General features: G+C 71.8%; 24 protein-coding genes and 1 tRNA gene. 11 read left to right on the forward strand and 14 right to left on the reverse strand.

Features of this window, described 5'->3' with window-relative positions; translation table 11 throughout:
• The first annotated feature begins 30 nt into the window (after window positions 1-30).
• The gene (locus tag ACIBD9_RS02310; RefSeq protein ID WP_396713762.1) at window positions 31-525 is read left to right on the forward strand and encodes a hypothetical protein; all 495 of its coding nucleotides are present in this window, start codon (window positions 31-33) and stop codon (window positions 523-525) included.
• Between the two features lie 70 nt (window positions 526-595).
• Here ACIBD9_RS02310 and ACIBD9_RS02315 read toward each other — a convergent pair whose 3' ends face one another.
• Window positions 596-2233 carry a carboxylesterase/lipase family protein gene (locus ACIBD9_RS02315; RefSeq protein WP_396713764.1) on the reverse strand — a complete coding sequence of 546 codons (1638 nt, stop codon included), beginning with the start codon at window positions 2231-2233 and terminating at the stop codon, window positions 596-598.
• A 182-nt stretch (window positions 2234-2415) separates the two neighbouring features.
• On the opposite strand from ACIBD9_RS02315, the gene ACIBD9_RS02320 reads away from it, so the two are divergent.
• Window positions 2416-3351 (forward strand): TetR/AcrR family transcriptional regulator C-terminal domain-containing protein, encoded by a 936-nt coding sequence (locus tag ACIBD9_RS02320; RefSeq protein WP_396713766.1) that lies wholly within the window; start codon window positions 2416-2418, stop codon window positions 3349-3351.
• Between the two features lie 86 nt (window positions 3352-3437).
• Window positions 3438-4604, forward strand: a complete 1167-nt coding sequence (locus ACIBD9_RS02325) for an ice-binding family protein (protein ID WP_396713767.1) — start codon at window positions 3438-3440, stop codon at window positions 4602-4604.
• A 46-nt stretch (window positions 4605-4650) separates the two neighbouring features.
• Here the strand turns inward: ACIBD9_RS02325 and ACIBD9_RS02330 are convergent, their stop codons facing one another.
• Window positions 4651-5265, reverse strand: a complete 615-nt coding sequence (locus ACIBD9_RS02330) for a TetR/AcrR family transcriptional regulator (RefSeq protein WP_396713769.1) — start codon at window positions 5263-5265, stop codon at window positions 4651-4653.
• 127 nt (window positions 5266-5392) lie between these two features.
• Between ACIBD9_RS02330 and ACIBD9_RS02335 the strand changes: the two genes are divergently transcribed.
• Entirely contained in the window at window positions 5393-6307 is a 915-nt protein-coding gene (locus ACIBD9_RS02335; protein ID WP_396713771.1) for a TIGR03620 family F420-dependent LLM class oxidoreductase, read from the forward strand.
• 56 nt (window positions 6308-6363) lie between these two features.
• Window positions 6364-7113: an SDR family oxidoreductase gene (locus tag ACIBD9_RS02340; protein ID WP_396713773.1), complete on the forward strand. Its 750-nt coding sequence runs from the start codon at window positions 6364-6366 to the stop codon at window positions 7111-7113.
• A gap of 56 nt (window positions 7114-7169) precedes the next feature.
• Here the strand turns inward: ACIBD9_RS02340 and ACIBD9_RS02345 are convergent.
• Window positions 7170-7256: transfer RNA gene (locus ACIBD9_RS02345), tRNA-Ser, on the reverse strand.
• A gap of 75 nt (window positions 7257-7331) precedes the next feature.
• On the opposite strand from ACIBD9_RS02345, the gene deoD reads away from it, so the two are divergent.
• Window positions 7332-8039 carry a purine-nucleoside phosphorylase gene (gene deoD, locus ACIBD9_RS02350; protein WP_074315244.1) on the forward strand — a complete coding sequence of 236 codons (708 nt, stop codon included), beginning with the start codon at window positions 7332-7334 and terminating at the stop codon, window positions 8037-8039.
• Window positions 8040-8204: 165 nt separating this feature from the next.
• On the opposite strand, the gene ACIBD9_RS02355 is transcribed toward deoD, so the two are convergent.
• Genes ACIBD9_RS02355 through ACIBD9_RS02370 form a run of 4 tightly spaced genes read right to left on the reverse strand, consistent with a single transcriptional unit; the run spans window position 8205 to window position 11696 of the window.
• Window positions 8205-9404: an ABC transporter permease gene (locus tag ACIBD9_RS02355; RefSeq protein WP_396713775.1), complete on the reverse strand. Its 1200-nt coding sequence runs from the start codon at window positions 9402-9404 to the stop codon at window positions 8205-8207.
• Window positions 9404-10087 carry an ABC transporter ATP-binding protein gene (locus tag ACIBD9_RS02360; RefSeq protein WP_396713832.1) on the reverse strand — a complete coding sequence of 228 codons (684 nt, stop codon included), beginning with the start codon at window positions 10085-10087 and terminating at the stop codon, window positions 9404-9406. Before ACIBD9_RS02360 ends, ACIBD9_RS02355 begins: the two co-directional genes overlap by 1 nt.
• Window positions 10088-10095: 8 nt before the next feature.
• Window positions 10096-11187 carry a peptidoglycan-binding protein gene (locus tag ACIBD9_RS02365; protein ID WP_396713777.1) on the reverse strand — a complete coding sequence of 364 codons (1092 nt, stop codon included), beginning with the start codon at window positions 11185-11187 and terminating at the stop codon, window positions 10096-10098.
• Entirely contained in the window at window positions 11184-11696 is a 513-nt protein-coding gene (locus ACIBD9_RS02370) for a hypothetical protein (RefSeq protein ID WP_396713779.1), read from the reverse strand. Before ACIBD9_RS02370 ends, ACIBD9_RS02365 begins: the two co-directional genes overlap by 4 nt.
• Window positions 11697-11837: 141 nt before the next feature.
• On the opposite strand from ACIBD9_RS02370, the gene ACIBD9_RS02375 reads away from it, so the two are divergent.
• The gene (locus ACIBD9_RS02375; protein WP_396713781.1) at window positions 11838-12494 is read left to right on the forward strand and encodes a response regulator transcription factor; all 657 of its coding nucleotides are present in this window, start codon (window positions 11838-11840) and stop codon (window positions 12492-12494) included.
• Entirely contained in the window at window positions 12491-13645 is a 1155-nt protein-coding gene (locus ACIBD9_RS02380) for a sensor histidine kinase (protein WP_396713783.1), read from the forward strand. The genes ACIBD9_RS02375 and ACIBD9_RS02380 overlap by 4 nt, the downstream gene beginning before the upstream one ends.
• A 14-nt stretch (window positions 13646-13659) precedes the next feature.
• Here the strand turns inward: ACIBD9_RS02380 and ACIBD9_RS02385 are convergent, their stop codons facing one another.
• From ACIBD9_RS02385 to ACIBD9_RS02400, 4 genes are all read right to left on the reverse strand, one after another.
• Window positions 13660-14106 (reverse strand): nucleoside deaminase, encoded by a 447-nt coding sequence (locus tag ACIBD9_RS02385; RefSeq protein WP_396713834.1) that lies wholly within the window; start codon window positions 14104-14106, stop codon window positions 13660-13662.
• 145 nt (window positions 14107-14251) lie between these two features.
• A complete protein-coding gene (locus tag ACIBD9_RS02390; protein WP_396713785.1) occupies window positions 14252-14779 on the reverse strand; it encodes a tRNA adenosine deaminase-associated protein in 528 nt (175 codons plus the stop codon).
• 117 nt (window positions 14780-14896) lie between these two features.
• Window positions 14897-15064 carry a hypothetical protein gene (locus tag ACIBD9_RS02395; protein WP_167493094.1) on the reverse strand — a complete coding sequence of 56 codons (168 nt, stop codon included), beginning with the start codon at window positions 15062-15064 and terminating at the stop codon, window positions 14897-14899.
• A 111-nt stretch (window positions 15065-15175) separates the two neighbouring features.
• Window positions 15176-15565, reverse strand: a complete 390-nt coding sequence (locus ACIBD9_RS02400; RefSeq protein WP_238658772.1) for a hypothetical protein — start codon at window positions 15563-15565, stop codon at window positions 15176-15178.
• A gap of 64 nt (window positions 15566-15629) precedes the next feature.
• On the opposite strand from ACIBD9_RS02400, the gene ACIBD9_RS02405 reads away from it, so the two are divergent.
• Together ACIBD9_RS02405 and ACIBD9_RS02410 are read left to right on the forward strand one after the other, a co-directional pair.
• Entirely contained in the window at window positions 15630-16391 is a 762-nt protein-coding gene (locus tag ACIBD9_RS02405; RefSeq protein WP_396713787.1) for a M23 family metallopeptidase, read from the forward strand.
• 1 nt (window position 16392) lies between these two features.
• Window positions 16393-17466, forward strand: coding sequence for a PHP domain-containing protein (locus ACIBD9_RS02410; RefSeq protein WP_396713789.1), 1074 nt, complete (start codon window positions 16393-16395; stop codon window positions 17464-17466).
• A 30-nt stretch (window positions 17467-17496) separates the two neighbouring features.
• Here ACIBD9_RS02410 and ACIBD9_RS02415 read toward each other — a convergent pair whose 3' ends face one another.
• Window positions 17497-18477, reverse strand: a complete 981-nt coding sequence (locus tag ACIBD9_RS02415; protein WP_396713791.1) for a DMT family transporter — start codon at window positions 18475-18477, stop codon at window positions 17497-17499.
• Between the two features lie 130 nt (window positions 18478-18607).
• On the opposite strand from ACIBD9_RS02415, the gene ACIBD9_RS02420 reads away from it, so the two are divergent.
• Entirely contained in the window at window positions 18608-20278 is a 1671-nt protein-coding gene (locus ACIBD9_RS02420; RefSeq protein ID WP_396713793.1) for a DUF885 domain-containing protein, read from the forward strand.
• 143 nt (window positions 20279-20421) lie between these two features.
• Here ACIBD9_RS02420 and ACIBD9_RS02425 read toward each other — a convergent pair whose 3' ends face one another.
• Both ACIBD9_RS02425 and ACIBD9_RS02430 read right to left on the reverse strand, forming a co-directional pair.
• The gene (locus tag ACIBD9_RS02425) at window positions 20422-21993 is read right to left on the reverse strand and encodes a DUF6114 domain-containing protein (protein WP_396713794.1); all 1572 of its coding nucleotides are present in this window, start codon (window positions 21991-21993) and stop codon (window positions 20422-20424) included.
• Between the two features lie 76 nt (window positions 21994-22069).
• The gene (locus tag ACIBD9_RS02430) at window positions 22070-22693 is read right to left on the reverse strand and encodes a DUF6230 family protein (RefSeq protein WP_112700053.1); all 624 of its coding nucleotides are present in this window, start codon (window positions 22691-22693) and stop codon (window positions 22070-22072) included.
• Window positions 22694-23156 lie beyond the last annotated feature (463 nt).

The raw sequence follows: 23156 nt of genomic DNA on the forward strand, positions 1-23156 counted from the left end.
TTGCGACAATTTGCGTTTATCGCCACGCTGATGACGGCTGCCTCGATCGCTGGCAGCGGCGTACCGCCAACCGGGCCGGTCCCGGAGGGCCGGCCCGCCGGCAGCGTGGAGATCATTGACCTGAACGGCCTGCGGAACATCGAGTTCGGTGCCACCGAGGACGAGCTGACCCGGCGCGGCATCCTGCGTACCAGCCTGGATGCCTGCGGGCCGGTGCTCGCCGGCCATGACACGGTCAGCCCGGTCTTCGTGGAGGACAAACTCGTGCTCCTCTGGGTCGGCGACCCGATGCGGACACCGGAGGGCATAACGGCGGGCTCGCCCGTTGACCAGGTCTGGGACCGCTATCCGGAGGTCAGTCGACTTCGCGCTCCACACGGGACGCACCGCCTCGACGGGTTACTCGCCCGCAGCGGCGACCGCGCGTACCTGTTCCTGCACGACGGGCGCACGGTCCGAAAGACCATCGCCGGGTACGCGGACTGGGCCCGCCGCCTCTTCGACGAGGGTGCGGGCCCGTGCTGACCGGCGCGGACTGACCTGTCGGGTCGGCTCGACACACCTGGACCGCGCCGGCCGACAGGTCAGTCGTCGTTCAGCGGAGCGACCGCCAGAAGTCGTACGAGTGGGCTGCCGCGAAGTCCGTCGGGCCCGAACCGCCGCCACCGGCGAACACCCGCACGTACGGGGCGTCAGGGCGCAGTCGAGGCCAGCCCGTCCGACCCGTCCGGGCGAAGTCGCTCCAGGTGCGGACCATCTCGTCGGAGAGCCGCCGCTGGGTCGGCGTGAGCGCTTCGGCGTAGTCGACAGTGAACAGGTACGGCAGCTCAGCGCAGTGGTACGCGCCGATGGCGAACGTCGCTTCGGGTCCCTCGGTGAAGAACGGCGCGTCCTCGTCGGCGAACTCGTACCCGAAGGTCGGCACCCGCCGCGCGAACGCCAGCGCGGCGGAGTAGACCGGCTCGGCGTAGTCGTGATCGGTCAGCACCGCACCCAACGTCGCGCTGGCGGGCTGTGCGGGGTCGCGCGGATAGCGGGCCAGCACCTCCTCCGCCTGATCACCGAACATGCCGCGCACCTGGTCGCGGTACTGGTCGTCAGTGAGCGGGCAAGACTCCGGCTCCGGCTCGGGCGACGGCGACGGCGACGGCGACGGCGACGGCGACGGCGACGGGCAGTTGAGTCCGACCCGTTCCATTCCCCACACCACGAGCCGGGACTCGTCCCGGTTCATCCCGGTCAACACCGGCACCCGATGAAGCCGCCCGGTGGTCAGCGCTTCGGCCGGGTCCACCGGCAGCGTGTGGCCGTCGACGACCGGGCCGAGGTCGACACCCGCGCCGGGATAGCCGACCGTCTCGACCAGCCGGGCGGGGGTCTGTCCGCGCAGGCAGGCGGCGACCACGGCCGGGTCGGTGCAGCCGATCCTCCGAGCGAACTCCTCGGCCGCCCCGGTCGCCTCGGCCCGAGTCTGGACCGGGTTGGCGCACGAATTGCTCTGCATGATCGCGCGGTGGAACAGACCAGCGGTGGCGGGCGCGGCGAGCTGAGCGCAGACGCTGGTCGCCCCGGCGGACTGGCCGAACAGGGTGACGTTGCCCGGGTCGCCGCCGAAGGCCGCGGCGTTGCGCCGTACCCAGCGCAGCGCCGCCTGCTGATCCTGCAGGCCGAAGTTGCCGGTGCTTCCGTTCCGGCCGGCCAGCGCCGGATGCGCCAGGAAGCCGAGCGCGCCGAGTCGGTAGTTCACCGTGACGACGATGACGTCACCACCGGCCGCCAGCCGCTGTCCGCCGTACCCGGCGCCGCTGCCGAACCGGAAGTCCCCTCCGTGCAACCAGACCAGGACCGGTCGAGGCGTTCGGGTGCCGGAACGCGGGGTGGTGACATTCAGGTAGAGGCAGTCCTCAGCCTCCGAGGGTGTGTCCATCGGCAGCCCTTGCAGTTGCGCGCAGTCGGCACCGGGCCGGGTCGCGTCGCGTACTCCGGTCCACGTCGCACCGGGCTGTGGCGGGGCCCAGCGCAGCCGGCCCAGCGGTGGGCTCGCGTACGGAATGCCCTGGAACGTGCGGTGGTCGGCCGCGACGGTCCCCCGCACCGCGCCCTGGTCGGTGCGGACGACGGCCGCGCTCCGGAGACCGTCGGTGGCCGCGGCCGGACCGGCGGCCATCGCCGGGCCGAGGAGGGCGAGGGCGGTCAACGTGACGGCCCATCCAGAGTACGGAATGCTGGTCATGGTCTCCCCATTTCGTCGACGCCGGTACGGCGTACGCACCGGGCTGCACTGAGCATGTCGAGCTGGCAACCACCTGGCCAGGGAGCTCTAGTACGCCGTGGCAGGAAGCGCGCGACCATCGACGGGGCACCTGCCGGTGCTCTAGTGCGCTACGGTCACCCCGAGGCCGGCAGGAGGCGACCGTGGCGGAGATCGACGAGAGCACTCCCCCTTATCTGCGCATCGTCGGGGAGTTGCGACGGCGCATCATGACAGGCGAGCTGGGCCCCGGCGACCGGGTGCCGTCCACCCGGCAGATCGTCCGGGAGTGGGGCGTCGCCATGGCGACCGCCAGCCGCGCCCTCACCGCGCTGCGGCAGGAGAGCCTGGTGCGGGCGGTGCCGGGTGTGGGCATGGTGGTGACCGGCGTAGAGCCGACCGCGCCGGGTCGAGGCACACCAGCCGGCGGTCGGCGACTGCCGGCCCCGGGGCTGACCCGCGATCAGGTGGTGCGGGCCGCCATCACGATGGCCGACGCCGAGGGGTTACCGGCGCTGAGCATGCGGCGCATCGCGACGGAGCTGGACGTCCCCACCATGTCGCTGTACCGGCAGGTTCGGGGCAAGGAGCAACTTCTGGTGCTGATGGCGGACGCGGCCTTCGCCGCGCATCGGCTGCCGCGCACGTTCCCACCCGGATGGCGAGCCCAACTGGAGTTGCTCAGCCGGCTCCAGTGGTCGATCTACCGGCGGCATCCCTGGCTGGCCCAGGTCATCTCGCTGACCCGCCCCCTGATGGCACCGCACGCCGTCGCGCACACCGAGTGGGCGCTGCGCGCCCTCGCGCGGCACGGCCTGGACCAGCACACCCAGCTCCACCTGGTGGCGGCCCTGGCCAACCATGTTCGCGGCACCGCCATCAACCTGGAACGGGAGGCCGAGGCGGAGCAGGACACCGGCCTGACCGACGACGAGTGGATGGCGGCCCAGGCCGAGGTGCTCGGTGGGCTGCTCGCGGCGGGCGAGTTTCCGCACCTGGCCCGACTCAGCCGGACGGCGGTCGACCTCAATGTCGAGAGTCTTTTCGAATTCGGTCTGCAACGTCTGCTCGACGGCGTGGAACAGCTCCTCAAGCAATGAGGAGTTAAGTCCTTTCATGCCGGATTGTGCCACTATGGGTCACTGAAGGACTACTACCAGTCGAGCTTCCCGAGGAGACCATGGCGATGCTTGCCCACAATGGCGCTTCTCGAAAGATGGCCCGGGTAGGCACCGCCCTGACAGTGCTCGCCGCGGCCACTGTCCTGGCCGTCCTGGCTGGCCCCCGCACCGCGAGCGCCGCCGAACTGCCGGTGCCGCTGGGTACGGCCGAGAGCTTCGCTGTCCTCGCCGGCACGACGGTCACCAACACCGGGCTCAGCGTGGTCACCGGTGACCTGGGCGTGAGCCCGGGCACCGCCGTGACCGGGTTCCCCCCGGGTCAACTGAACGGGGTGATCCACTCCAACGACGGCCCTGCCGCGCAAGCCCAGAGCGATCTGACGATCGCCTACAACGACGCCGTTTCGCGTACGACCACTGACATCGTCGCGACCGAACTCGGCGGCACCACCAAGACCCCCGGCGTGTACGGATCCGCTGGGGGCACCTTCACCCTCGCCGGAGACCTGATCCTCGACGCGGAGGGTGACCCGAACGCGGTCTTCATCTTCAAGACCGTCAGCACACTTGTCACCGGCGCGTTGAGCACTGTGAACCTGATCAACGGCGCCCAGTCGTGCAACGTCTTCTGGCAGGTGGGAAGCTCCGCCACGCTCGGCGCCAACTCCCTGTTTCGCGGCAACATCCTCGCCCTCACGGCGATCACCGTGGGCGCGGCGCTCGAGGTGGACGGCCGGACCTTGGCGATCAACGGCGCGGTCACCATGGACACGGACACGGTCACCAGGTCGACCTGCGCGGAGCCGGGCGAGTTGTCGATCAGCGCGCCGGAGACGGCCGACCTGGGCAGCGCCAGCCTGGGTGGAGTCGTGTCGGGCAACCTCGGCCCGGTCACGGTGACGGACGAACGCCTGCTGTCGGCGCCGACCTGGACCGCGACCGTCGTCGCGACGAACTTCGTCACCAGCGGCGTGCCGGTTCACTCGATCTCCAACACCAACGTCTCCTACTGGTCCGGCCCGGCCACCGCGACCAGCGGTATCGGCACCTTCACCTCGGGCCAACCCACTGCGGCGGACGCAGAGACCATCAATGTCGAACGCACCGCGTTCACCCTGACCGACGGCATCGGCAACAACTCGGCGACCTGGGACCCCGTCGTCTCGGTCCAGATTCCCATGTCGACCGTCGCGGGCGTCTACACCGGAATGATCACGTTCTCGGTCGCCTGACGGCTGCCCCGGACAGCTGCTCGAACGCTCGGGCCGGGTCGATGGCCTACTCGGGCGGCCGCGCCCCGGACGCGGCGGCGAAACCGGCGAGCGCGATCTCCGCTGCCTGTCGCAGGTCTTCCCTGCTGACTCCTGCGGCGGCGTGCACCGCCTGCCCCTCGGTGACGACCATGACGAAGCGGGCGAGCGCGACCGGGTCGGCGTGCGCGGGTAGGTCACCGTCGGCGACGGCACGGGCGAGGCGGTCGGCGAGGGCACCTTCGCCGGCCAGGCGACTGCTGGCGAGGAACCCGGCGATGGGCGCGTTCTCGGTGGAGCAGCTGGTGCCGCCCTGGATCGACAGGCATCCGGCCGGCCGGTCGGTCCGGGTCACGGCGACCACGTTCTCGCGCAGCAGGGTGGCCACCACCTCGTACGCGGTCGGTTGGGCGAAGGCGTCCCGCGCGTACCCCATGTCCTTTTCGGCGTAGCGGGCCACGGCCTTGCGGAACAACTCCTCCTTGCCGCCGTAGGCGGCGTAGAGGCTGGGCTTGTTGATCCCCATGGCCTCGGCTAGGTCGTTCACCGAGGCGCCCTCGTACCCCTGACGCCAGAACACCTCCACCGCGCGCTCCAGCGCCTCGTCGGCGTCGAAACCCCGTGGTCGCCCTCGTTGCGGCACAGCCCACCACCCTTCTCCCTCATCCTACCGACAGAGAAAACCGATCGGTACAGAAATTTGCGGACCCGGCCGGGGGTTGCTACGGTCGGATACGTACCGCTCGGTACAAAATTTGCTGGAGGTTGGTGTGACGGCTGAACTGAACACCTCGCTGCCTGCATTCGGGCTCTGGAGCATGGAGCTGCGGGGGGCCGCCGACCCGGCCGTCCGGGACGCGGCGACCGAACTCGACGAGCAGGGCTTTCGCGCGCTGTGGGTGCCCGGACTGGACGGCGGCGGCGCGGTGGACGACATCGGGCACCTGCTGGGGGCTGCACCGCACGCGACTGTCGCGCTGGGAGTGCTGGCGATCTGGGGCCAGGATCCGACGGCTCTGGGTGACCGGTTGGCCGCGCTGGACGCCACGCACGGCCCCCGGACGATCCTCGGCTTCGGGGTGAGCAACGCCCACTCCGCAGCTCAGGCGGGCCAGGAGTACGGCCGGCCGGTGGAGACGATGGGTCGCTGGCTGGACGCCCTCGACGCCGCACCTCGACCGGTCCCCGCCGGACGACGCATCCTCGGCGCGCTCGGGCCGAAGATGGCGGACCTGGCCGCCGAGCGGACAGCCGGCTGGCACCCGTTCCTCGTGACGCCGGACTACACGGAGAGGCAGCGCGAGCGCGTCGGGCAGCAGCCGCTGATCGCACCGCACCTCGCCGTCGTCCTCGACGAGGACCCGGACCGGGCCCGTGCCGCCGCACGGGCGGGGATCGGGATGTTCATCGGTTTCCCGACCTACCGGGCCAACCTGGCACGCCTCGGCTTCACCGACGACGACCTGGTCCCCGGCGGCAGCGACCGCCTGATCGACGCCCTCGTCGTCTGGGGCGACCTGGACGCGGTGGCCACCCGCATCCGGGAGCACCTGGACGCGGGCGCGGACCACGTCGCCCTCCACGTGCTGCGACCCGACGCCCGCGACCGGCCGACGCTGCCCCTACCGCAGTGGCGCGAGCTGGCCACCCTCCTGCCGAGCTTCGCCGCCTCGGCAACCCGTTGACCACCGGCCCCGACGGCCGGCCGCACACCACCACACCCCAACAGAGGAGATCCATCGTGGGACAGCTCGACGGCAAGACCGCCCTCGTCACCGGGGGTACCACGGGCATCGGCCTGGCCGCCGCTCGCCGCTTCGCCGCCGAAGGCGCGTACGTCTTCGTCACCGGCCGCCGCAAGGGCCCGCTGGACGAGGCCGTGGCCAGCATCGGCGCCAACGTCACCGGCATCGCCAGCGATGTCAGCAAGCTCGACGACCTGGACCGCGTGATGCGGGCGATCGAGGAGCGCGGCGCGGGGCTGGACGTGGTGTTCGCCAACGCCGGCGGTGGGGAGTTCCGTTCGCTCGACTCGATCACGGTCGAGCACATCGCCAACACCTTCGACACCAACGTCTACGGCACGATCTTCACCGTCCAGAAGGCCCTGCCCCTGCTCAACGAGGGCGCGTCGGTCGTGTTGACCGGCTCGACGGCCGCGAGCAACGGCACCCCGGCGTTCAGCGTCTACGCCGCGTCCAAGGCGGCCATCCGCTCGTTCGGCCGCACCTGGGCCGCCGAGCTGATCGGCCGGAAGATCCGGGTGAACACCCTGATTCCCGGCTCGACCGAGACCCCGGGGCTCGCGGGGCTCGCACCCAGCCCCGCGGAGGCCCCCGGGTTGCTCCAGGCCATCGCCTCGGGCGTGCCCATGCAGCGGATGGCACACCCGGACGAGATCGCCAACGCGGCGCTCTTCCTCGCCTCCGACCAGAGCAGCTTCATGACCGGCGGCGAGATCTTCGTCGACGGCGGCGAACAACAGCTCTGACGCGAAAACGCCCGGTCGATCCTCGCGGATCGACCGGGCGTTTCTGCATCTCAGAGCGGTGGCGGAGGGATTTGAACCCTCGGAGGGCGTTAACCCTCACACGCTTTCGAGGCGTGCTCCTTAGGCCGCTCGGACACGCCACCGCCGACGAGGGTACAGGACCGTCGGTTCCGACGCCGAACCGGTATCGCCCGGGCCGGCCTGGCAGGATCTTTGCCATGAGTACGCACATCGGCGCGAAGCCGGGCGAGATCGCCGAGCGGGTCCTGATGCCGGGTGACCCCCTGCGGGCCAAGTGGATCGCGGAGACCTACCTCGAGGGCGCCACCTGCTACTCGACGGTTCGGGGCATGCTGGGCTTCACCGGCCGCTGGAACGGCGTCGAGGTTTCCGTCCAGGGCTCCGGCATGGGCATGCCGTCGGCCTCCATCTACGCCCACGAGTTGATCAACGAGTACGGCGTGAAGACGCTGATCCGGGTCGGCTCCTGCGGTGCCCTCAGCACGGACCTGCAACTGCGGGACGTGGTGGCGGCGATCGGTTCGTCCACCGACTCGAACATGAACCGGATGCGCTTCGACGGGCTGATCGACTACGCCCCGGTGGCCGACTTCGGGCTGCTGCGTACGTCGGTCGAGGTGGCGGAGCGGCGCGGCATCACCATGCACGTCGGGCCGATCCTGGCGGCGGACGCCTTCTACACCGACCGGCCGGACCTCTACGACACCCTCGCCGACTACGGCGTGCTGGCGGTGGAGATGGAGTCGGCGGCGCTGTACACGATCGCCGCCCGGTTCAAGGCCCGCGCGTTGACCGTGTTGACCGTCAGCGACCACATCAAGACCGGCGAGAAGACCACCTCGGAGGAGCGCGAGCAGACCTTCAGCCAGATGGTCGAGATCGCCCTCGACACGATCATCGCCTGATCCGTTCCGACGGGCGGCGTCACGCCCGAGAGCGGTATGACTCAGAGGCATAAATATGCCTCTGAGTCATACCGCTCTTTCGCATGTGCCGGTCCCAGGCCGCCACGCCGGCCCGACCCGCGCCACGCCGGGCCCAGACCGCCGGCCCAACCCGCGCCACCCAAGTCAGACGACGGCCAGCGCCTCCGTCGGCGCGAGGCGGGCGGCCCGTACGGCCGGGTAGAGGCCGGCCAAGCCGCCGATGACCACTGTCGCGCCCACCCCGCCGAGCATCGCCCAGGCCGGCACCACTGTCGGCCAGTGCTGCGACAGCGCGTAGGCCGAGGTGACCAGGATGCCCAGCACCACCCCACCGATCCCGCCGAGCGCGGAGAGCAGCAGCGACTCGGCGAGGAACTGGGTCCGGACCTGACCCCGGGTGGCACCCAGTGACCGGCGTAGGCCGATCTCGGCCCGGCGTTCCAGTACCGAGATCACCATGGTGTTCGCCACGCCGACCCCACCGACCAGCAGGGCGACCGCGCCCAGGCCCAGCAGCAGGCCGGTGAACGCGTCGTCGGTCGCCTCGGCGGCGGCCAGCGCGTCCGAGGGCCGGGACACCTCGACCTCGTTCGGCGCCTCCGGGTTGGTGGTCGCGCCGAGCACCGACCGGACCGCCTCGACCTGCGACTCCCGCGCCCGGGTGTAGACGGTGGTGGGGTGACCGTCGAAGCCCAGGTATTCGGTCGCCGCCGGCCAGCCGATCAACGCCGAGGTGTCCAACTCCGGGGCGAGCGGTGCGGCGGCGAGGGTGCCGACCACCGTGAACGGCCGCCCACCCAGCCACACCTGCACCCGCGGGTCGGCCCTGGTGATCCCGAGCCGCTGCGCCGCGGTGGCGCCGAGCACGACCGCCGGGTAGCGGGCGGTCGCCTCGTTGAGCCAGGTGCCGGTGGTCACCTCGGCCCCGACCGTGCCGAGCAGGTCGAGCCGGGCTGCCCGGGTGGCGATGCCGCCGGTCTCCGCCGCCGGAATCCGGTCCGAGCGGTACACCTTGGCGTCGGGCACCTGGCCGGTCGCGGACACCTCGGTCACCGGGCCGATCCGCCCGATCATCGCGATCGACTCCTCGGGCAGTTGCGCGTCCGCGCCGAACAGGGTGCTGCCCGGCTCGACGGTGAGCAGGTTGGTGCCGAGCGCGTCGAGCGCACGGTCCAGCTCGGCGCGGGACGACGAAGAGATGCCGACCACCGCGATCATCGCGGCGATGCCGATCGCGATGCCCAACGCGGAGAGGAACGCCCGCAGCGGACGGGTCCGCAGCCCCACCCCACCGACGCGCAGGACGTCCGCCGGCCCCAGTCGGGCCGGGGTCAGCGTCGCCATCAGCCGCCCCCGCCCGAGGCGAGGGCCGAGTCGTGCCGAACCGCGCCGTCGCGCATCCGCACCTGCCGGGGCAGGCTTTCCGCGATCTCCCGGTCATGGGTGATCACCACGACGGTGGTGCCGGCCCGGTGTAGATCGTGCAGCAGCTCCAACACCCCGGCGCCCGAGTGGGAGTCGAGGTTGCCGGTCGGCTCGTCGGCGAGCAGCACCGCCGGCTCGCCGACCACCGCGCGGGCCACGGCCACCCGCTGCCGTTCCCCGCCGGACAGCTCGTGCGGCCGGTGCCGCAACCGGTGGCCCAGGCCAACCCGGACCAACGCGGCCTCCGCCCGGTCGCGCCGCCTCCTGCGGGGTACGCCGGAGTAGAGCAACCCGTCGGCCACGTTGTCCACGACCGGGACACCCGGAGCCAGGTGGAACTGCTGGAAGACGAAGCCGATCCGGGTGGCCCGCAACGCGGACAGCTCCCGGTCGGTCAGCTTCGCCGCGTCGTACCCGTCGATCAGCACGCTGCCCGACGACGGCCGGTCCAGGGTCCCGATCAGGTGCAGCATGGTCGACTTGCCCGACCCGGACGGGCCGACGATCGCCACCAACTCGCCGTGGCCGATCCGCAGCGACACGTCGTCCAACGCGACGACGCCGCCGACGTACCGCTTGCTGACCCGGTCGAGCACGATCACCTCGCCGCTCACGTCGGCACCACCACAGTCGTGCCCTCGGCGAGCCCCGTACCGGTGACCTCCACCCTGCCGTCGGCGAACAACCCGGTGGTCACCGCGAGGACCCGGCTCGCGTCACCCTCGGCGACCTGGACGCCGTAGCCGCCCTCGGCCAGCGCCAAGAGCGCCGCCACCGGCACGGTGAGCACGTCGCGGCGCTCCGAGACGGTGAACGTGACGTCCGCGCTGGCCTGGTCGAAGCTGGTTAGAGCCTTCGGGTCGGTCACCGCGACGGTCACCTCGATCTTCGTCTCGGCGTCGCCGGCCTGCCCGTTGGCGCCGGTCGCGCCGGCCTGGACGACCGTCTCCACCGTGCTGATCGTGCCCGCCACCGCCCGGCCGTCCGGCAGCCGCACGCTGACCTTCGCGTCGCGCTTGGCCAACCGCTGGTCGTCCACGTCCAACTCGACGGTGACGACCCGGCTGGTGCCGGTGTAGGTCAGCACCGCCTGGCCGGGCTGGGTGAGACCGCCGACGTCGGCCTGGTGGCTCTCCACCCGGACCTCCCGGTCGGCGTACACGACCCGCCCCGGCTCGACCCGACCGGTCTCGGGCAGACCCAGGTCCTCCTGCCAGTCCCGGACGGCGTCCGCGGTGGCGCCGGTGTACTCGTCGTCGACCGTGAAGCCGGTATAGCCCAGCGCTTCGAGGTTCCGCTCGAACTGCGCGACGTCGGGCCCCTCCACCCCGGGGGCGAGGGTCCGGTACGCGGGCAGCCCGCCGTAGAGGAGCACCACCTCCTCGTTGTCGACCAGGTAGAGCGCCTTGCCCCGCCGTACCGTCGACCCGGTGGCCGCCATCGCGGTGACGGTGCCGCTGAGCTTCGCCGTGGCGGTACGCGTCGTGCCGTACCCCAGCTCACCGTCGGCGGTCTCCGAGTCGGCGAGGGTCTGCCGGGTGACCGTGGCGGTGGCGGGTGGCGCGCCGCCGGCCTGGGCGCGGCCCTCGTCGGCACCACCGCCGAAGCCCACCGCCGCGACCACGCCCACGGCGGCGACCAGCAGTACGACGCCGCCGGTGACGGCGGCGCGCAGCCGCGAGCGTCGGATGGTGCCGGTCACCGGCCACCCCCGAACTGCGGTGCGTGCTGCCGGCACTTCTCCAGCGCGGCCTTCATGGCCGGATCGCCGATGTTGATCGCGTTGCCCCCCGCCCCGATCCGGACCCGCCCGTCGGCGTCCGGGTCCGGGAAGTCCGGCACCCCGTTCTCCCGCATGCACTTGGCCAGCGTGCGCATCTGCTCGGCCTGCTCGGGGTTGAGCTGCGGTCCCTGCCCGCCGTTGGGCAGCTTGTCCTGGCACTTCTCCATGGCCGCCTGGACCTTCTGCTGGTCCACGTCCGCGCCGAACCGGAAGCCGGGACGGCCGCCCGCCTCCGGGTCGGGCATGTCCACCCCGTTCTCCCGCATGCACCGGGCGAAGGCGAGTTGCCGGTCCGAGTCACTGACCGGCGCACCGCTCGCCGTGGCCTCGGCCTTCGCCCCACCGGCGGTCGCGACCCCGCCGCCGTCGTCGCCTCCCCCGCCGCACCCGGAGAGCGCCAGGGCGAGCAGGACAGGGATCGCAAGCATCTGTCGTCGCATGGTGTCCGCTTCCGCTCAGGTCCGGCGCGGTTCGCCGAACGTGGCATTCAGTGCACGGCAGCGGGCGTATCCCTGGCGTTACCGTCGGCGGTTATGCCGCCGTTACCGCACCCCGAGCACCATGGAGGGGTGAGAGTGCTGGTGGTCGAGGACGAGAGCGTGCTGGCGGACGCCATCGCCGAGTGGCTGCGTCGCGAGTCGTTCGCGGTCGACGTGGCGTACGACGGGGACGCCGCGTTGGAACGGCTCGGCGTCAACGAGTACGCCGTGGTGGTCCTGGACCGGGACCTGCCGGTGGTGCACGGCGACGACGTGTGCCGGGCGATCGTGGACGCGGGTGGGGAGACCCGGGTGCTGATGCTGACCGCGTCGGCGGCGGTCCGGGAGCGGGTGGCGGGGTTGGCGCTCGGCGCCGACGACTACCTGACCAAGCCGTTCGCCCTGGTCGAGCTCTCGGCTCGGGTGCACGCGCTGACCCGCCGGTCCCGGCCGGCGGCACCGCCGACGCTGCGTCGCGCCGGCATCCAGCTCGACCCGGCCCGACACGAGGTACGCCGGGACGACCGGCACGTGGCGCTGTCCCGCAAGGAGTTCGCGGTGCTGGCCGAGCTGCTGCGCGCCGACGGGGCGGTGGTCTCCGCCGAGGACCTGCTGGAACGCGCCTGGGACGAGCACATCGACCCGTTCACCAACGTCGTCCGGGTGACCGTCATGAAGCTGCGCCGCAAACTCGGCGACCCGCCGGTGATCGAGACGGTCCCCGGGGCGGGGTACCAGATCCGATGAAACGCCTGACGATCCGCGCCCGGCTCACCCTCATCTACGGGGGGCTCTTCCTGCTGGCCGGCATGGTCCTCCTCGCCGTCACGTACGTGCTGGTGGATCAGCGGATGCCGCAGCCGTTCGGGGTGAAACTGCGGGACCTGCCGACGACGACCCCGACGACACCCACCGGGCAGAACATCGACAACCTGCGCGCCCTGGTGCAGGAGGTGCAGGACGAGGCGAAGCGCAACGCCTTGGAGTCGCTGCTCACCCAGGGCGGCATCGCGTTGATCGTGGTGTCGACGGTGGCGATCGCGTTCGGCTGGTTGCTCGCCGGCCGGGCGTTGCAGCCACTGCACCAGATCACCGGCACGGCCCGCCGGATCGCCGGCGCCGACACCGCCGGCCGTGGCCTGCACGAACGGATCGCGCTCACCGGGCCCCCCGACGAGGTACGCGAACTCGCCGACACCTTCGACGAGATGCTGGAACGGCTGGACCGTTCCTTCGACGGGCAGCGCCGGTTCGTGGCGAACGCCTCGCACGAGCTGCGTACCCCGCTGGCGCTCAACCGCGCCCTGGTGGAGCTGGCGGTCACCCGCCCGGACGCCTCGGCGGAGACCCGGCGACTGGGTGAGTCGCTGCTGGCGGTCAACGAACGCCACGAGCGGCTGATCGACGGCCTGCTGACCCTGGCCGACTCGGAGAACGAGCTGACCGAGCGTACGCCTGTCGATCTGGCCGAGGTCTGCGCGCACACCACCGAGCAGGCCGGGAAGCAGGCACCCGACGTGCCGGTACGGCGGGCCCTGGCCCCGGCGCCGACCAGCGGCGACCCGGTGCTGCTGGAGCGGCTCACGTTCAACCTGGTGGAGAACGCGTTGCGCCACAACCTGCCCGCCGGCGGCTGGGTGGAGGTGCGCACCGGGCTGGTCGACGGCCGGCCCACCCTCGTGGTGACCAACACCGGCCCGGTCATCCCCGGCTACGACGTCGAGACGATGTTCCAGCCCTTCCGTCGGCTGTCGCGGGAGCGGGTCGTCGGCGCGCGGGGCTTCGGGCTGGGCCTGTCCATCGTCCGCGCGGTGGCCCGGGCCCACGGCGGCACCGCCGAGGCGCAGCCCCGCCCGGACGGCGGTCTGATCGTCACGGTCACCCTGCCGCCGGCCTGACCGGCGGCCCTGCCTCAGCGGAAGAACGCGCGCAGAACGGCGGCGGTCTCGGCCTCCAGCACCCCGCCGTAGACCTCGGGGCGGTGGTTGAGCCGACGGTCCCGCAGGACGTCCCAGAGCGACCCGGCCGCACCGGTCTTGGGCTCCCACGCGCCGAACACGACTGTGGAGACCCGGGACAGCACCAGCGCCCCGGCGCACATGGTGCACGGTTCCAGGGTGACCACCAGGGTGCAGCCGTCCAGTCGCCACCGGCCGGCGCGCTCGGCACCCCGGCGCAGGGCCAGCACCTCGGCGTGGGCGGTGGGGTCGCCGGTCAGCTCCCGCTCATTGCGGCCGGTGGCCAACTCGGTGCCGTCCGGCGCGTAGAGCACCGCACCCACCGGCACGTCGTCGACGTCGGTGCTGACCGCGTCGTCGACGGGTGGTCCGGCGACGGCGACCTCCAGGGCGCGGCGCATCCACAGCTCGTGCCGCTGCCGTCGGCCGGCCTCGCCCAGGTCGGCCAGGCCCTCGTTGGCGCCGGGCCCGGCGCGGCCCACCGCTCCGGGGGTCGGCTGGCCCGGCCGGATCGACTCCAGAGACGGATCGGTCGCGTCGGCCGGCTCAGACCTCACGCAGCTCCTCGACCTCGTCGGCGCAGCCGAGCACCTGGCAGATCTCGGAGGTGACGTCCGCCGGCATCATCCCCTCGTGGGTGCAGAGGGTCAGCAGCTTCTGCGCGGAGATGCCCAGGTTGGCCAGCAGGTCGGCTTCACCGACCGGGTCGGCCTCCGGGTCGACGACGGGCTGCTCGCTCTCCTCGTCGCCGGTGCTCACCGGTCGTGGCTCCTCGTCACCGTCGAGCCCGGTGACCGAGGTCTTCAGGTCACCGACCAGCACCGACCCCAGCAGCGACTCCTCGGCGTACGCGGAGTCCGAACCGAACACCCGCAGGTCCTCGCCCTCGTCGAGGCGCAGGATCACCAGATACGCGTCGTCGGCCTCGACGAAGAGCAGCGACACGTCGGCCTCCAGGTCGACGTCCCGCAGCCGGTCGGCGACCTCGTCGATGTCGGTGGCGCCACGCAGGCTGACCTCGGCGGCGGTCCAGCCACTGTCGTCGCGCACCACGGCCGCAGCGAAGTACGACACGGTCCCCCCAATAGCCCTCGACACAGCGTCGACTCGTTACGCGTGCACGTTAGCCGGTCGGGTCGGCGGGCGACCCGTCAACGCCCCGAAGGGCGGGTCATTCCTGACAAAGTCGGATCAGCCGACGACCCGGCGGCGGGTGGCGATGAGCTGGCGCAGACGCTCGGTGCGCTGCCGCTGCGGTCGGCTGCGCTGACGGACCGCCCGGGCGCCCGCCAACTCGGCCAGCAACTGCAGGCGACGGCGACTGCGATCGGGATCCTGCCGCGGAGTGGTCCAGGCCATAGTCCCGAGCGTGCCGAGTCTCGGCGGCCACGTCAAGACGGCGTTCGCTACGCAGCCAACCGGGCACAGGGTGCAGTCACCGAGCGCCGTTTCGGGGCCTGTCCGTGCCGGTCACCACAGCGGCCAGTCACCACTTGTCGCCCAGCGGACCGCCACCACCGCGGCGGCGATGCTCCAGCCACCCGCCGTGACGATGGCGACCCCGGTGGCCACCCCCCGGTCGCCGTAACGGACCAGCACCAGGGCGGTGACCCAGGCCAGCAGGCCGGCGATCACCGTCCACCAGGCGTAGCTGGCCACGTCGGTGCCGAGCAGGCCGAACAACAGCAGCCAACCGGCCGCCGCGCCGCCGCCGGCGGCGACACCACCGCCGGTGACCGGGTGCGGCTCGCGGTAGGTGGGCCGGGTCGGAGGCCCGGAGGGGAAGAGGCCCGACGGGGTACGCGGCACCGGGCGGGCGGCACCGAAATCCGGGCCAGGTTCGGGTCGGGCAATGGTCACCGTCGCTGCCCTCCCTCACGCGTGCCGCTCGTGCCCACGGTACCGGCTCTGCCAGGATGACCTGATGTCCTCGCCGACGATCAGCCGCCGCGCTCGTCCGGCGTACCCGATCCTGCTGCTGCTCGCCCCGGTGCTGGCCGCCGGCTGCGCGACCACCCGGCCGGGGGTGCCCGACGGCGCCGCGCCGACGCCACCGGCGGTCTGGGCGACCGCCGACCAGCCGGCGTCGCAGTCGCCCACACCGACGGCGACCGACCCGAGCCCTCCGGCGCCGTCGTCGGCCAGGCCGTCCGCGACGGCACCCCGCGCCGGGCTGAAGCATGTCTTTCCGGTACGCGCCGACAACGTCGACTACCACCCCACGCACGGGGCGTACCCGGCGACGGACCTCTTCGCCGACTGCGGCGAGCCGTTCGTGGCGGTGACCGACGGGACGGTGCTGGAGGTGAGCCGCGTCGACCGGTACAGCAAACGTGGGCGGCAGGGGCCGGACAACGGCGGCCTGTCGGTCGCCCTGCTCGGCGACGACGGGGTGCGCTACTACGGCTCACACCTGAGCGTGGTGACCAGCGGCGTCGACGCCGGAGTGCGGGTCCGCGCCGGGCAGCAGCTCGGCAAGGTGGGCCGCACCGGCAACGCGAACAACGTCTGCCACGTGCACTTCGGCATCTCACCGGCGTGCTCGGGCAAGGACGGCTGGTGGATCCGACGCGGGGTGATCTGGCCGGCGCGTTACCTGGACTCCTGGCGGCGTGACGGCAACCGGGAACCGGCTGCCGAGGTCGCCGCGTGGCAACGCCGACACGGCTGCCCGAAGGCGCCCTGACATGGCCCGCGCGAGAGATCCCATCGCCGACCTGCGCCGGATCGCGTTCCTCCTGGAGCGGGCCAACGAGGCCACCTACCGGGTACGCGCGTTCCGGTCGGCGGCGAAAGCGCTGGCCGGCATGCCCGCGGCCGAGCTGACCGAACGGGCCGGCAACGGCACGCTCACCGAGCTGGCCGGGGTCGGTGACGTCACGGCCCGCTGCGTGGCGGAGTCCCTCGCCGGTGAGGAACCGGTCTACCTCCGTCGGCTGGTGGCGACCGAGGGCAGCGACCTGGACGCCGAGGCCACGGCGCTGCGCGCCGCCCTGCGCGGCGACTGTCACACCCACTCGGACTGGTCCGACGGCGGTTCGCCCATCGAGGAGATGGCGCTGGCCGCGGTGGAGTTGGGCCACGAGTACCTGGTGCTCACCGACCACTCGCCCCGGCTGACGGTGGCCCGGGGGCTGACCGCGAACCGGCTGCGCCAGCAACTCGACCACGTGGCAAAGGTCAACGCGGCGCTGCCCGAGGGCTTCCGGATCCTCACCGGGATCGAGGTGGACATCCTCGCCGACGGCTCCCTCGACCAGGACGACGACCTGCTGGCGCGGCTCGACGTGGTGGTCGGGTCGGTGCACAGCGGCCTGAAGGACGAGCGGTCGAAGATGACCCGGCGCATGCTGAAGGCCGTCGCCAACCCACACCTGGACATCCTCGGCCACGTCACCGGCCGGATGGTGTCGTCCCGCCCGGCCGGGGTGACCGGTCCAGGCGACCGGGGGCACCGCGCCCGTACCCGGGCGGAGAGCGACTTCGACGCGGACGCCGTCTTCGCCGCCTGCGCCGAGCACGACACCGCCGTCGAGATCAACTCCCGGCCGGAGCGGCAGGACCCCCCAAAGCGCCTGATCCGCCGGGCACTGGAGGCCGGCTGCCGGTTCGCCATCAACACCGACGCGCACGCACCCGGCCAACTCGACTGGCAACGATTCGGCTGCGAACGCGCCGCCCTCTGCGGCGTCCCCGCCGACCGCGTCATCAACACCTGGTCGGCGGAGCAACTGGTGGCCTGGACGCAAAACCGTTCCTGACCAGCCCTCCAGCCTGATCCGGGTGGTCTGTCAGCGGCGGGCGGGTTCGGCGACGGGTGTGGTGGGTGCGCCGACGCCGACGACCGGGCTGGTCCGGCGGCGACTGAACATCCCTTGCGACACCGCGACCCCGAGCAGCACGATCAGCGCGCCGACCGGTTGGTGCCAGTTGAGTCGTTCGTCGAGCGCCACGGCACCGATCAGCACCGCGAAGATCGGGATCAGGTACGTGACGGTGGACGCGGTGCTCGCGCCGGCCACCCGGATGTTGCGCATGTTGATCACAAACGCGAGCCCGGTGCCGAGCGCACCGAGGGTCAGCACACTTGCCACCACCCCCGCCGACAGCTCGGTGGGCAGCGGCGGCAGGCCGGCGACGAAGGGGGTGACGATGGCCAACTGCGCGGCGGCGAGCAGGAGTTGCGCGGTGGAGAGCGACAGCCCCGAGTACGCGCTGCCGGCGACGAACCGCTTCTGGTACGGGATGGCCACGCCGTAGCAGGCCGCCGCACCGAAGCACATGAGTTGCCCGGTGAAGTGCGCCCCGCCGATGCCCTCCCAGACCCCGAGCACCACCAGCACCCCGACGAAGCCGAGCCCGAGCCCGACCGCACGGCGCAGGGTGAGCCGCTCGGTGCGGAAGACCAACACCGCCAGCGGCAGCACGATCAAAGGCGTGGTGGCGTTCCAGATGCCGGCCAGCATCGACTCGACCCGCTGCTCGCCGTAGCCGAAGAGGGTGAACGGCACCGCCACGCCGAAGGCGGCGACGACGGCCAGGTGCGCCCAGACCCGGGGCTCACGGGGCAGCCGGTCGCGCAGCACGGCGAGAACGACCAGCAGGGTCAACGCGCCGGCGACGACCCGGTAGAGGGTGAGTTGCACCGGGTGCAGCTCGGCCACCCCGACCTTGATGAAGAGGAAGCTGGAACCCCAGATCGCGGCGAGGGCGACGAAGCCGGGCAGCCAGGCGCGGACCGGCGCTTTGTCAGGAGTGGTATCGGTGGTCACCCCTGACACTCTGCCCGAACCGTACGACAAAGTCGCGCGCCTTTCGGCCGTCGCGCCGTGCCTGAACCCGCAGCTCGAACACGACAAACGTCGGCGACACCGGGGTGGGGTGGTCACGTAGGGTCGCACCGTGGGACGAATTGATGAACTCGCCAACCGCTACGTGGCCGAGTGGGCGCCGTTGAGCCCCACCGGCGCGACCTTCGTCGGCATCGCCGGCCATGACGACCAGCTCGACGACCTCTCGCCCGACGGTTATGCGGCCCGCGCGGACCTCACCCGCCGGACGCTCGCCGAGCTGGAGGTGACCGAGCCGGAGACCGAATCGGAACGGACCGCCAAGGAGGCCATGCAGGAACGGCTCGGCCTGGACCTCGCCCGCTACGACGCCGGCGAGGTGACCAGCGAGGTCAGCGTGATCGCCAGCGGGCTGCACGAGATTCGCATGGTGTTCGACCTGATGCCGACCGCGACCAGCGACGAGCAGGCCAACATCGCCGCCCGGCTCAACGGCTTCGGGGCCGCGCTGGAGGGCTACAAGACCACGCTGCGTGAGGCGCTCGCCGCCGGTGAGGTCAGCGCGAAGGTGCAGCTGGTCGAGGTCGCCAAGCAGTGCGACATCTGGGTCGACCCGACCGGCGACAACTTCTTCCACGGGCTGGTCGAGCGGCTGGGGGCGGAGGGCACGCTCGGCGCGGAGCTGCGTCGGGGTGCCGCGGCGGCGACCGCGGCGACCGCCGAGTTCGGCCAGTTCCTGCGTAACGAGCTGGCCCCGCACGGGCGGGACAAGCAGGCCGCCGGCCGGGAGCGCTACGAGCTCGCCTCGCAGTACTTCCTCGGCGCCAAGATCGACCTCGACGAGACGTACGCCTGGGGTTTCGCGGAGTTGGCCCGCCTGGAGGCGGAGATGCGGGTCGTGGCGGGGCGCATCGCCGGCTCCGGTGCCAGCGTCGACGAGGCCGTGGCCACGTTGGACGCCGACCCGGCCCGGACCATTCAGGGCAAGGAGGCGTTCCGGGACTGGATGCAGGCGCTGGCCGACAAGGCGATCACCGAGCTGAATGGCACCCACTTCGACATCCCGGAGCAGGTCCGCCGCATCGAGTGCTGCCTCGCCCCGACCAGCGACGGCGCCATCTACTACACCGGCCCGAGTGAGGATTTCTCCCGCCCGGGTCGGATGTGGTGGGCGGTGCCGCAGGGCATCAGCGACTTCTCCACCTGGCGCGAGGTGACCACGGTCTACCACGAGGGCGTGCCGGGTCACCATCTCCAGGTGGCGCAGACCGCTGTCCGGGCCGACCTGCTCAACCGCTGGCAGCGGCTGCTCTGCTGGGTCTCCGGGCACGGCGAGGGCTGGGCGCTCTACTCGGAGCGGCTGATGGACGAGCTGGGTTACCTGGAGGACCCGGGCGACAAGCTGGGCATGCTCGACGGCCAGGCGATGCGCGCGGCACGGGTGATCGTGGACATCGGCATGCACCTGGAGCTGGAGATCCCGAAGGACAATCCCTTCGGTTTCCACCCGGGCGAGCGGTGGACGCCCGAGCTGGGCTGGGAGTTCATGCGGGCGCACTGCCGGGTTCCGGACGAGAACCTGCGCTTCGAGTTGAACCGCTACCTGGGTTGGCCGGGGCAGGCGCCGTCGTACAAGGTGGGTGAGCGGATCTGGCTCCAGGCCCGCGAGGACGCCAAGGCCCGCAAGGGCGCCGATTTCGACCTGCGGGAGTTCCACCGGCAGGCGTTGGACCTGGGTGCGCTGGGTCTCGACCCGCTGCGCCGGGCGCTGGCCCGGCTCTGACCGGCCACGGCTGCGCGCGCCGACGGTACGACGAGTCCGTCGCCGCGCGCAGCCACGCCCCGAGCCGGGGCTGCTCCCGCGACCGACCGCCCGAGTCAGGGCTGCTCGCCGCTCCACCCGAGGCCGCTCGCGCCACCGAGGGCTCAGCCGAGGGTGAGTGCCAGCGCCGGCCGTGCGGTCAGCGTGTCACTGGTGACGTACGCCAGGTCGATGACGGGGTCGGTGAACGTGATCGGGATGGGCGAGGTGACCGGAAGGCCGTCCGGTAGCGGCAGGTCCGGCGTCAGCGTGATCTTGATGCCGAGCAGTCGGCCGACGAACCGGGTCGCGTAGAAGGCCACGTCTCCCCGGACGGTCAGCTGGTTGGTCGCGTACCGCTGGGTGCGCCCTGCGGGGCCGTCGGCCTGCAGCAGGAAGTCTGCGGTCACGGCTTCCCGCATGCTGAACTTCAGCACCTTGAGGTCGCCCTGCACGGTGTGCAGGTCCGTAACCCCCTCAAACCGTAGCCCGGTCATCCGCACCGACGACCCGGTGAGCTTCGACGGCGTCCGGGCCACCGTCGGCAGGGCCGGGTCGGCGGCGATACGCGGCAGCGGCTTGCCCGGCTGCACCGTTCCCGGCTTGTCGGGTGCCGGCGTGCCGGGCTTGCCCGGGCCCGGCTGGCCCGGCGGCTGCGACGGGCAGTCGCCGGGGCTGGGGCGTGGCGCTGCCGTGCTGGTCGGCCGGGCTGTCGGCGTGGCGGTGGGGGCCACCGAGGGCGCGGGGTCCTCTTGGCCACCGATGCCGAGCAGATCGCCGATTCCGTCCAGGATGTCGGTGATCACGTTGCCGCCCCGCGCCGGGCTCGGGGTGGGCGCCGGCGTGGCCGCGCTGCGGCTGGGCGACGGGATGACGGCCCGGGGCGGGGTGGGACAGCCGGTCGGGGTCGGTCGGCTCGGCGCGGCCTGCACCGCTCGGGGCTGGCTGGCCAGGCCGACGGCCGCCAGGCCGAGAACAACGAGAGCGACGGCGAAGGCGCGGGGATCCACGGAACGTCCCGGCCACTCGGGCGGCGAACCCTCGTCGGCCCCCCGGACCGCCGGATGGTCGACCCGGTCGATGCCAGTCTGCCCGTCACCGCTCAGACCAACACCGTCCTGGCCAGCACCGGCCGGGTCACGGTCGTCCTGGCCAACACCGGCCCGCTCGACACCGTCCTGGTCAACGCCGCCGCGGTCAGCTCCGTCCTGGCCAACACCTGCCAGACCAACGCCTGCCAAGCCGACGCCGTCCAGATCATCGCCGTCCTGCTCGGTCTCGACCTGTTGCGGGGTGGGTGGTGCGGGGCGGATCGGCGTCCAGGCGAAGGCGAGCGCGCTGCCGACGATGCCGAGCAGCAGACCGACGAAGAAGCCGCCGAGGTTGAGCCCGATCAGCGAGTACACCGCGGTGACCGCCGCGACGATCGAGTAGAACAGCCGCTGTGCCGGGGTGAACCAGAGCAGCAGTCCGCAGGTCACCAGGATGATCGGGATCAACAGCGACAACAGGCCGCTCGCGCCACTGTGGAAGCTGAGGCCGTTGAGGGTCATCCGGGTGGAGGCGAACATCTCCAGTCCGGCCAGGGCGATGAGCAGTCCGCCCCAGAACGGCCGGCTGCGCTGCCAGCGGCGGAAGCGCCGCCACGCCTGAGCCGGACCACCGGGCCGGGCGTGGGACGGGTTCGCGGTTGTCACGTACTCCTCCTGGCCGAGCGGGGATGGGGGCATGGGCCCGGCCCGCGGTGCTGATTACCACGGGCCGGTGCTCACCTCAGAAGCACTCCTTGCCCTTGGCGTCGTCACCCACGTTGACCTTGAGTCGGAGGCCGACCAGGTTGAACGTGGCCGCCGTGGTGTAGCGGGACACCTGTTGCAGGTTGGTGATGGTGACGTGGTCGGAGTTCTGGCCGAACGACCCGGCCTGCGCGGTGGGGTTCAGGTCGGTGGCGTCGCGGCCGATCCTGATGTTGGTGAAGGTGGCGTTGCCGTTCAACGAGTCCATCGCGATCAACAGGTCCTTGGCGCGGGCGGGTTCCTTGCCCTCGCCGGCGTTGATGGTGAGCACCACCGGCAGGCCGGGCAGGTCGGCGCGGACGGACTGGCAGAGGCTGTACAGCTCGGCGCTGCTGATCTCGGAGAGCGCGATCGGGTGGACCTGGCCGGACTTCCCGTCCTTGCCCTTCTCGCGGACGATGCCGCCGTACTGCTTGAAGCCGTCGCCCTCAAGCCGGTCGGCGCCGATTTTGAACGTCTGCCCGGAGACGGTGATGTCGGACGCGATCGCGCCGGTCGACATTCCGAACAGGATGGCGCCGGCGGCCGCCGTGGCGGGCACCATCATGGCGGCGAACCGCCACCATCGGGTACGACCCTGACTGTCTAACCGATCCTGCACGGGCTCCTCCTCGGGTCGATGCGCGCGAGTGGCCGGTCCGAACGGGCGGCCCGCACGGGGAGCCCGCGGTCTGTTACCGGCTGGTAACCATCGGGCTTGATGGTGCACCCGTTGCGGCGCAGGTCACAACCCCCTGATTACCCGGCGGTAACAGCAGGGCGACCGGTCGGAGGCGCGGCGTCACAGATCGTCAACGCGCCTGCCGTACCGATCCTCTGATATACCAGCAAAGTGGACACCACGAGGCGCGATGAGCAGCGCAGCGTGACCAGGCATTGACTAATTACAATCGAGTAACAAATGTAAAGCAGGCAGGTCACCCTGGTTGTCACATGACTGAGGGGTGGGGCGCGGTGGGGGGCGCCCCACACCCCGACCTGGGGGGGTCCGGGGGGCGGCCGTGGTCCCCAGCCCCCCGGGCGGGCCGCGGGGGGGGGCGCCGGCGGGGGGACCACATCCCACG

Source organism: Micromonospora sp. NPDC050784 (assembly GCF_044456765.1).
Classification (GTDB): Bacteria; Actinomycetota; Actinomycetes; order Mycobacteriales; family Micromonosporaceae; genus Micromonospora; species Micromonospora foliorum.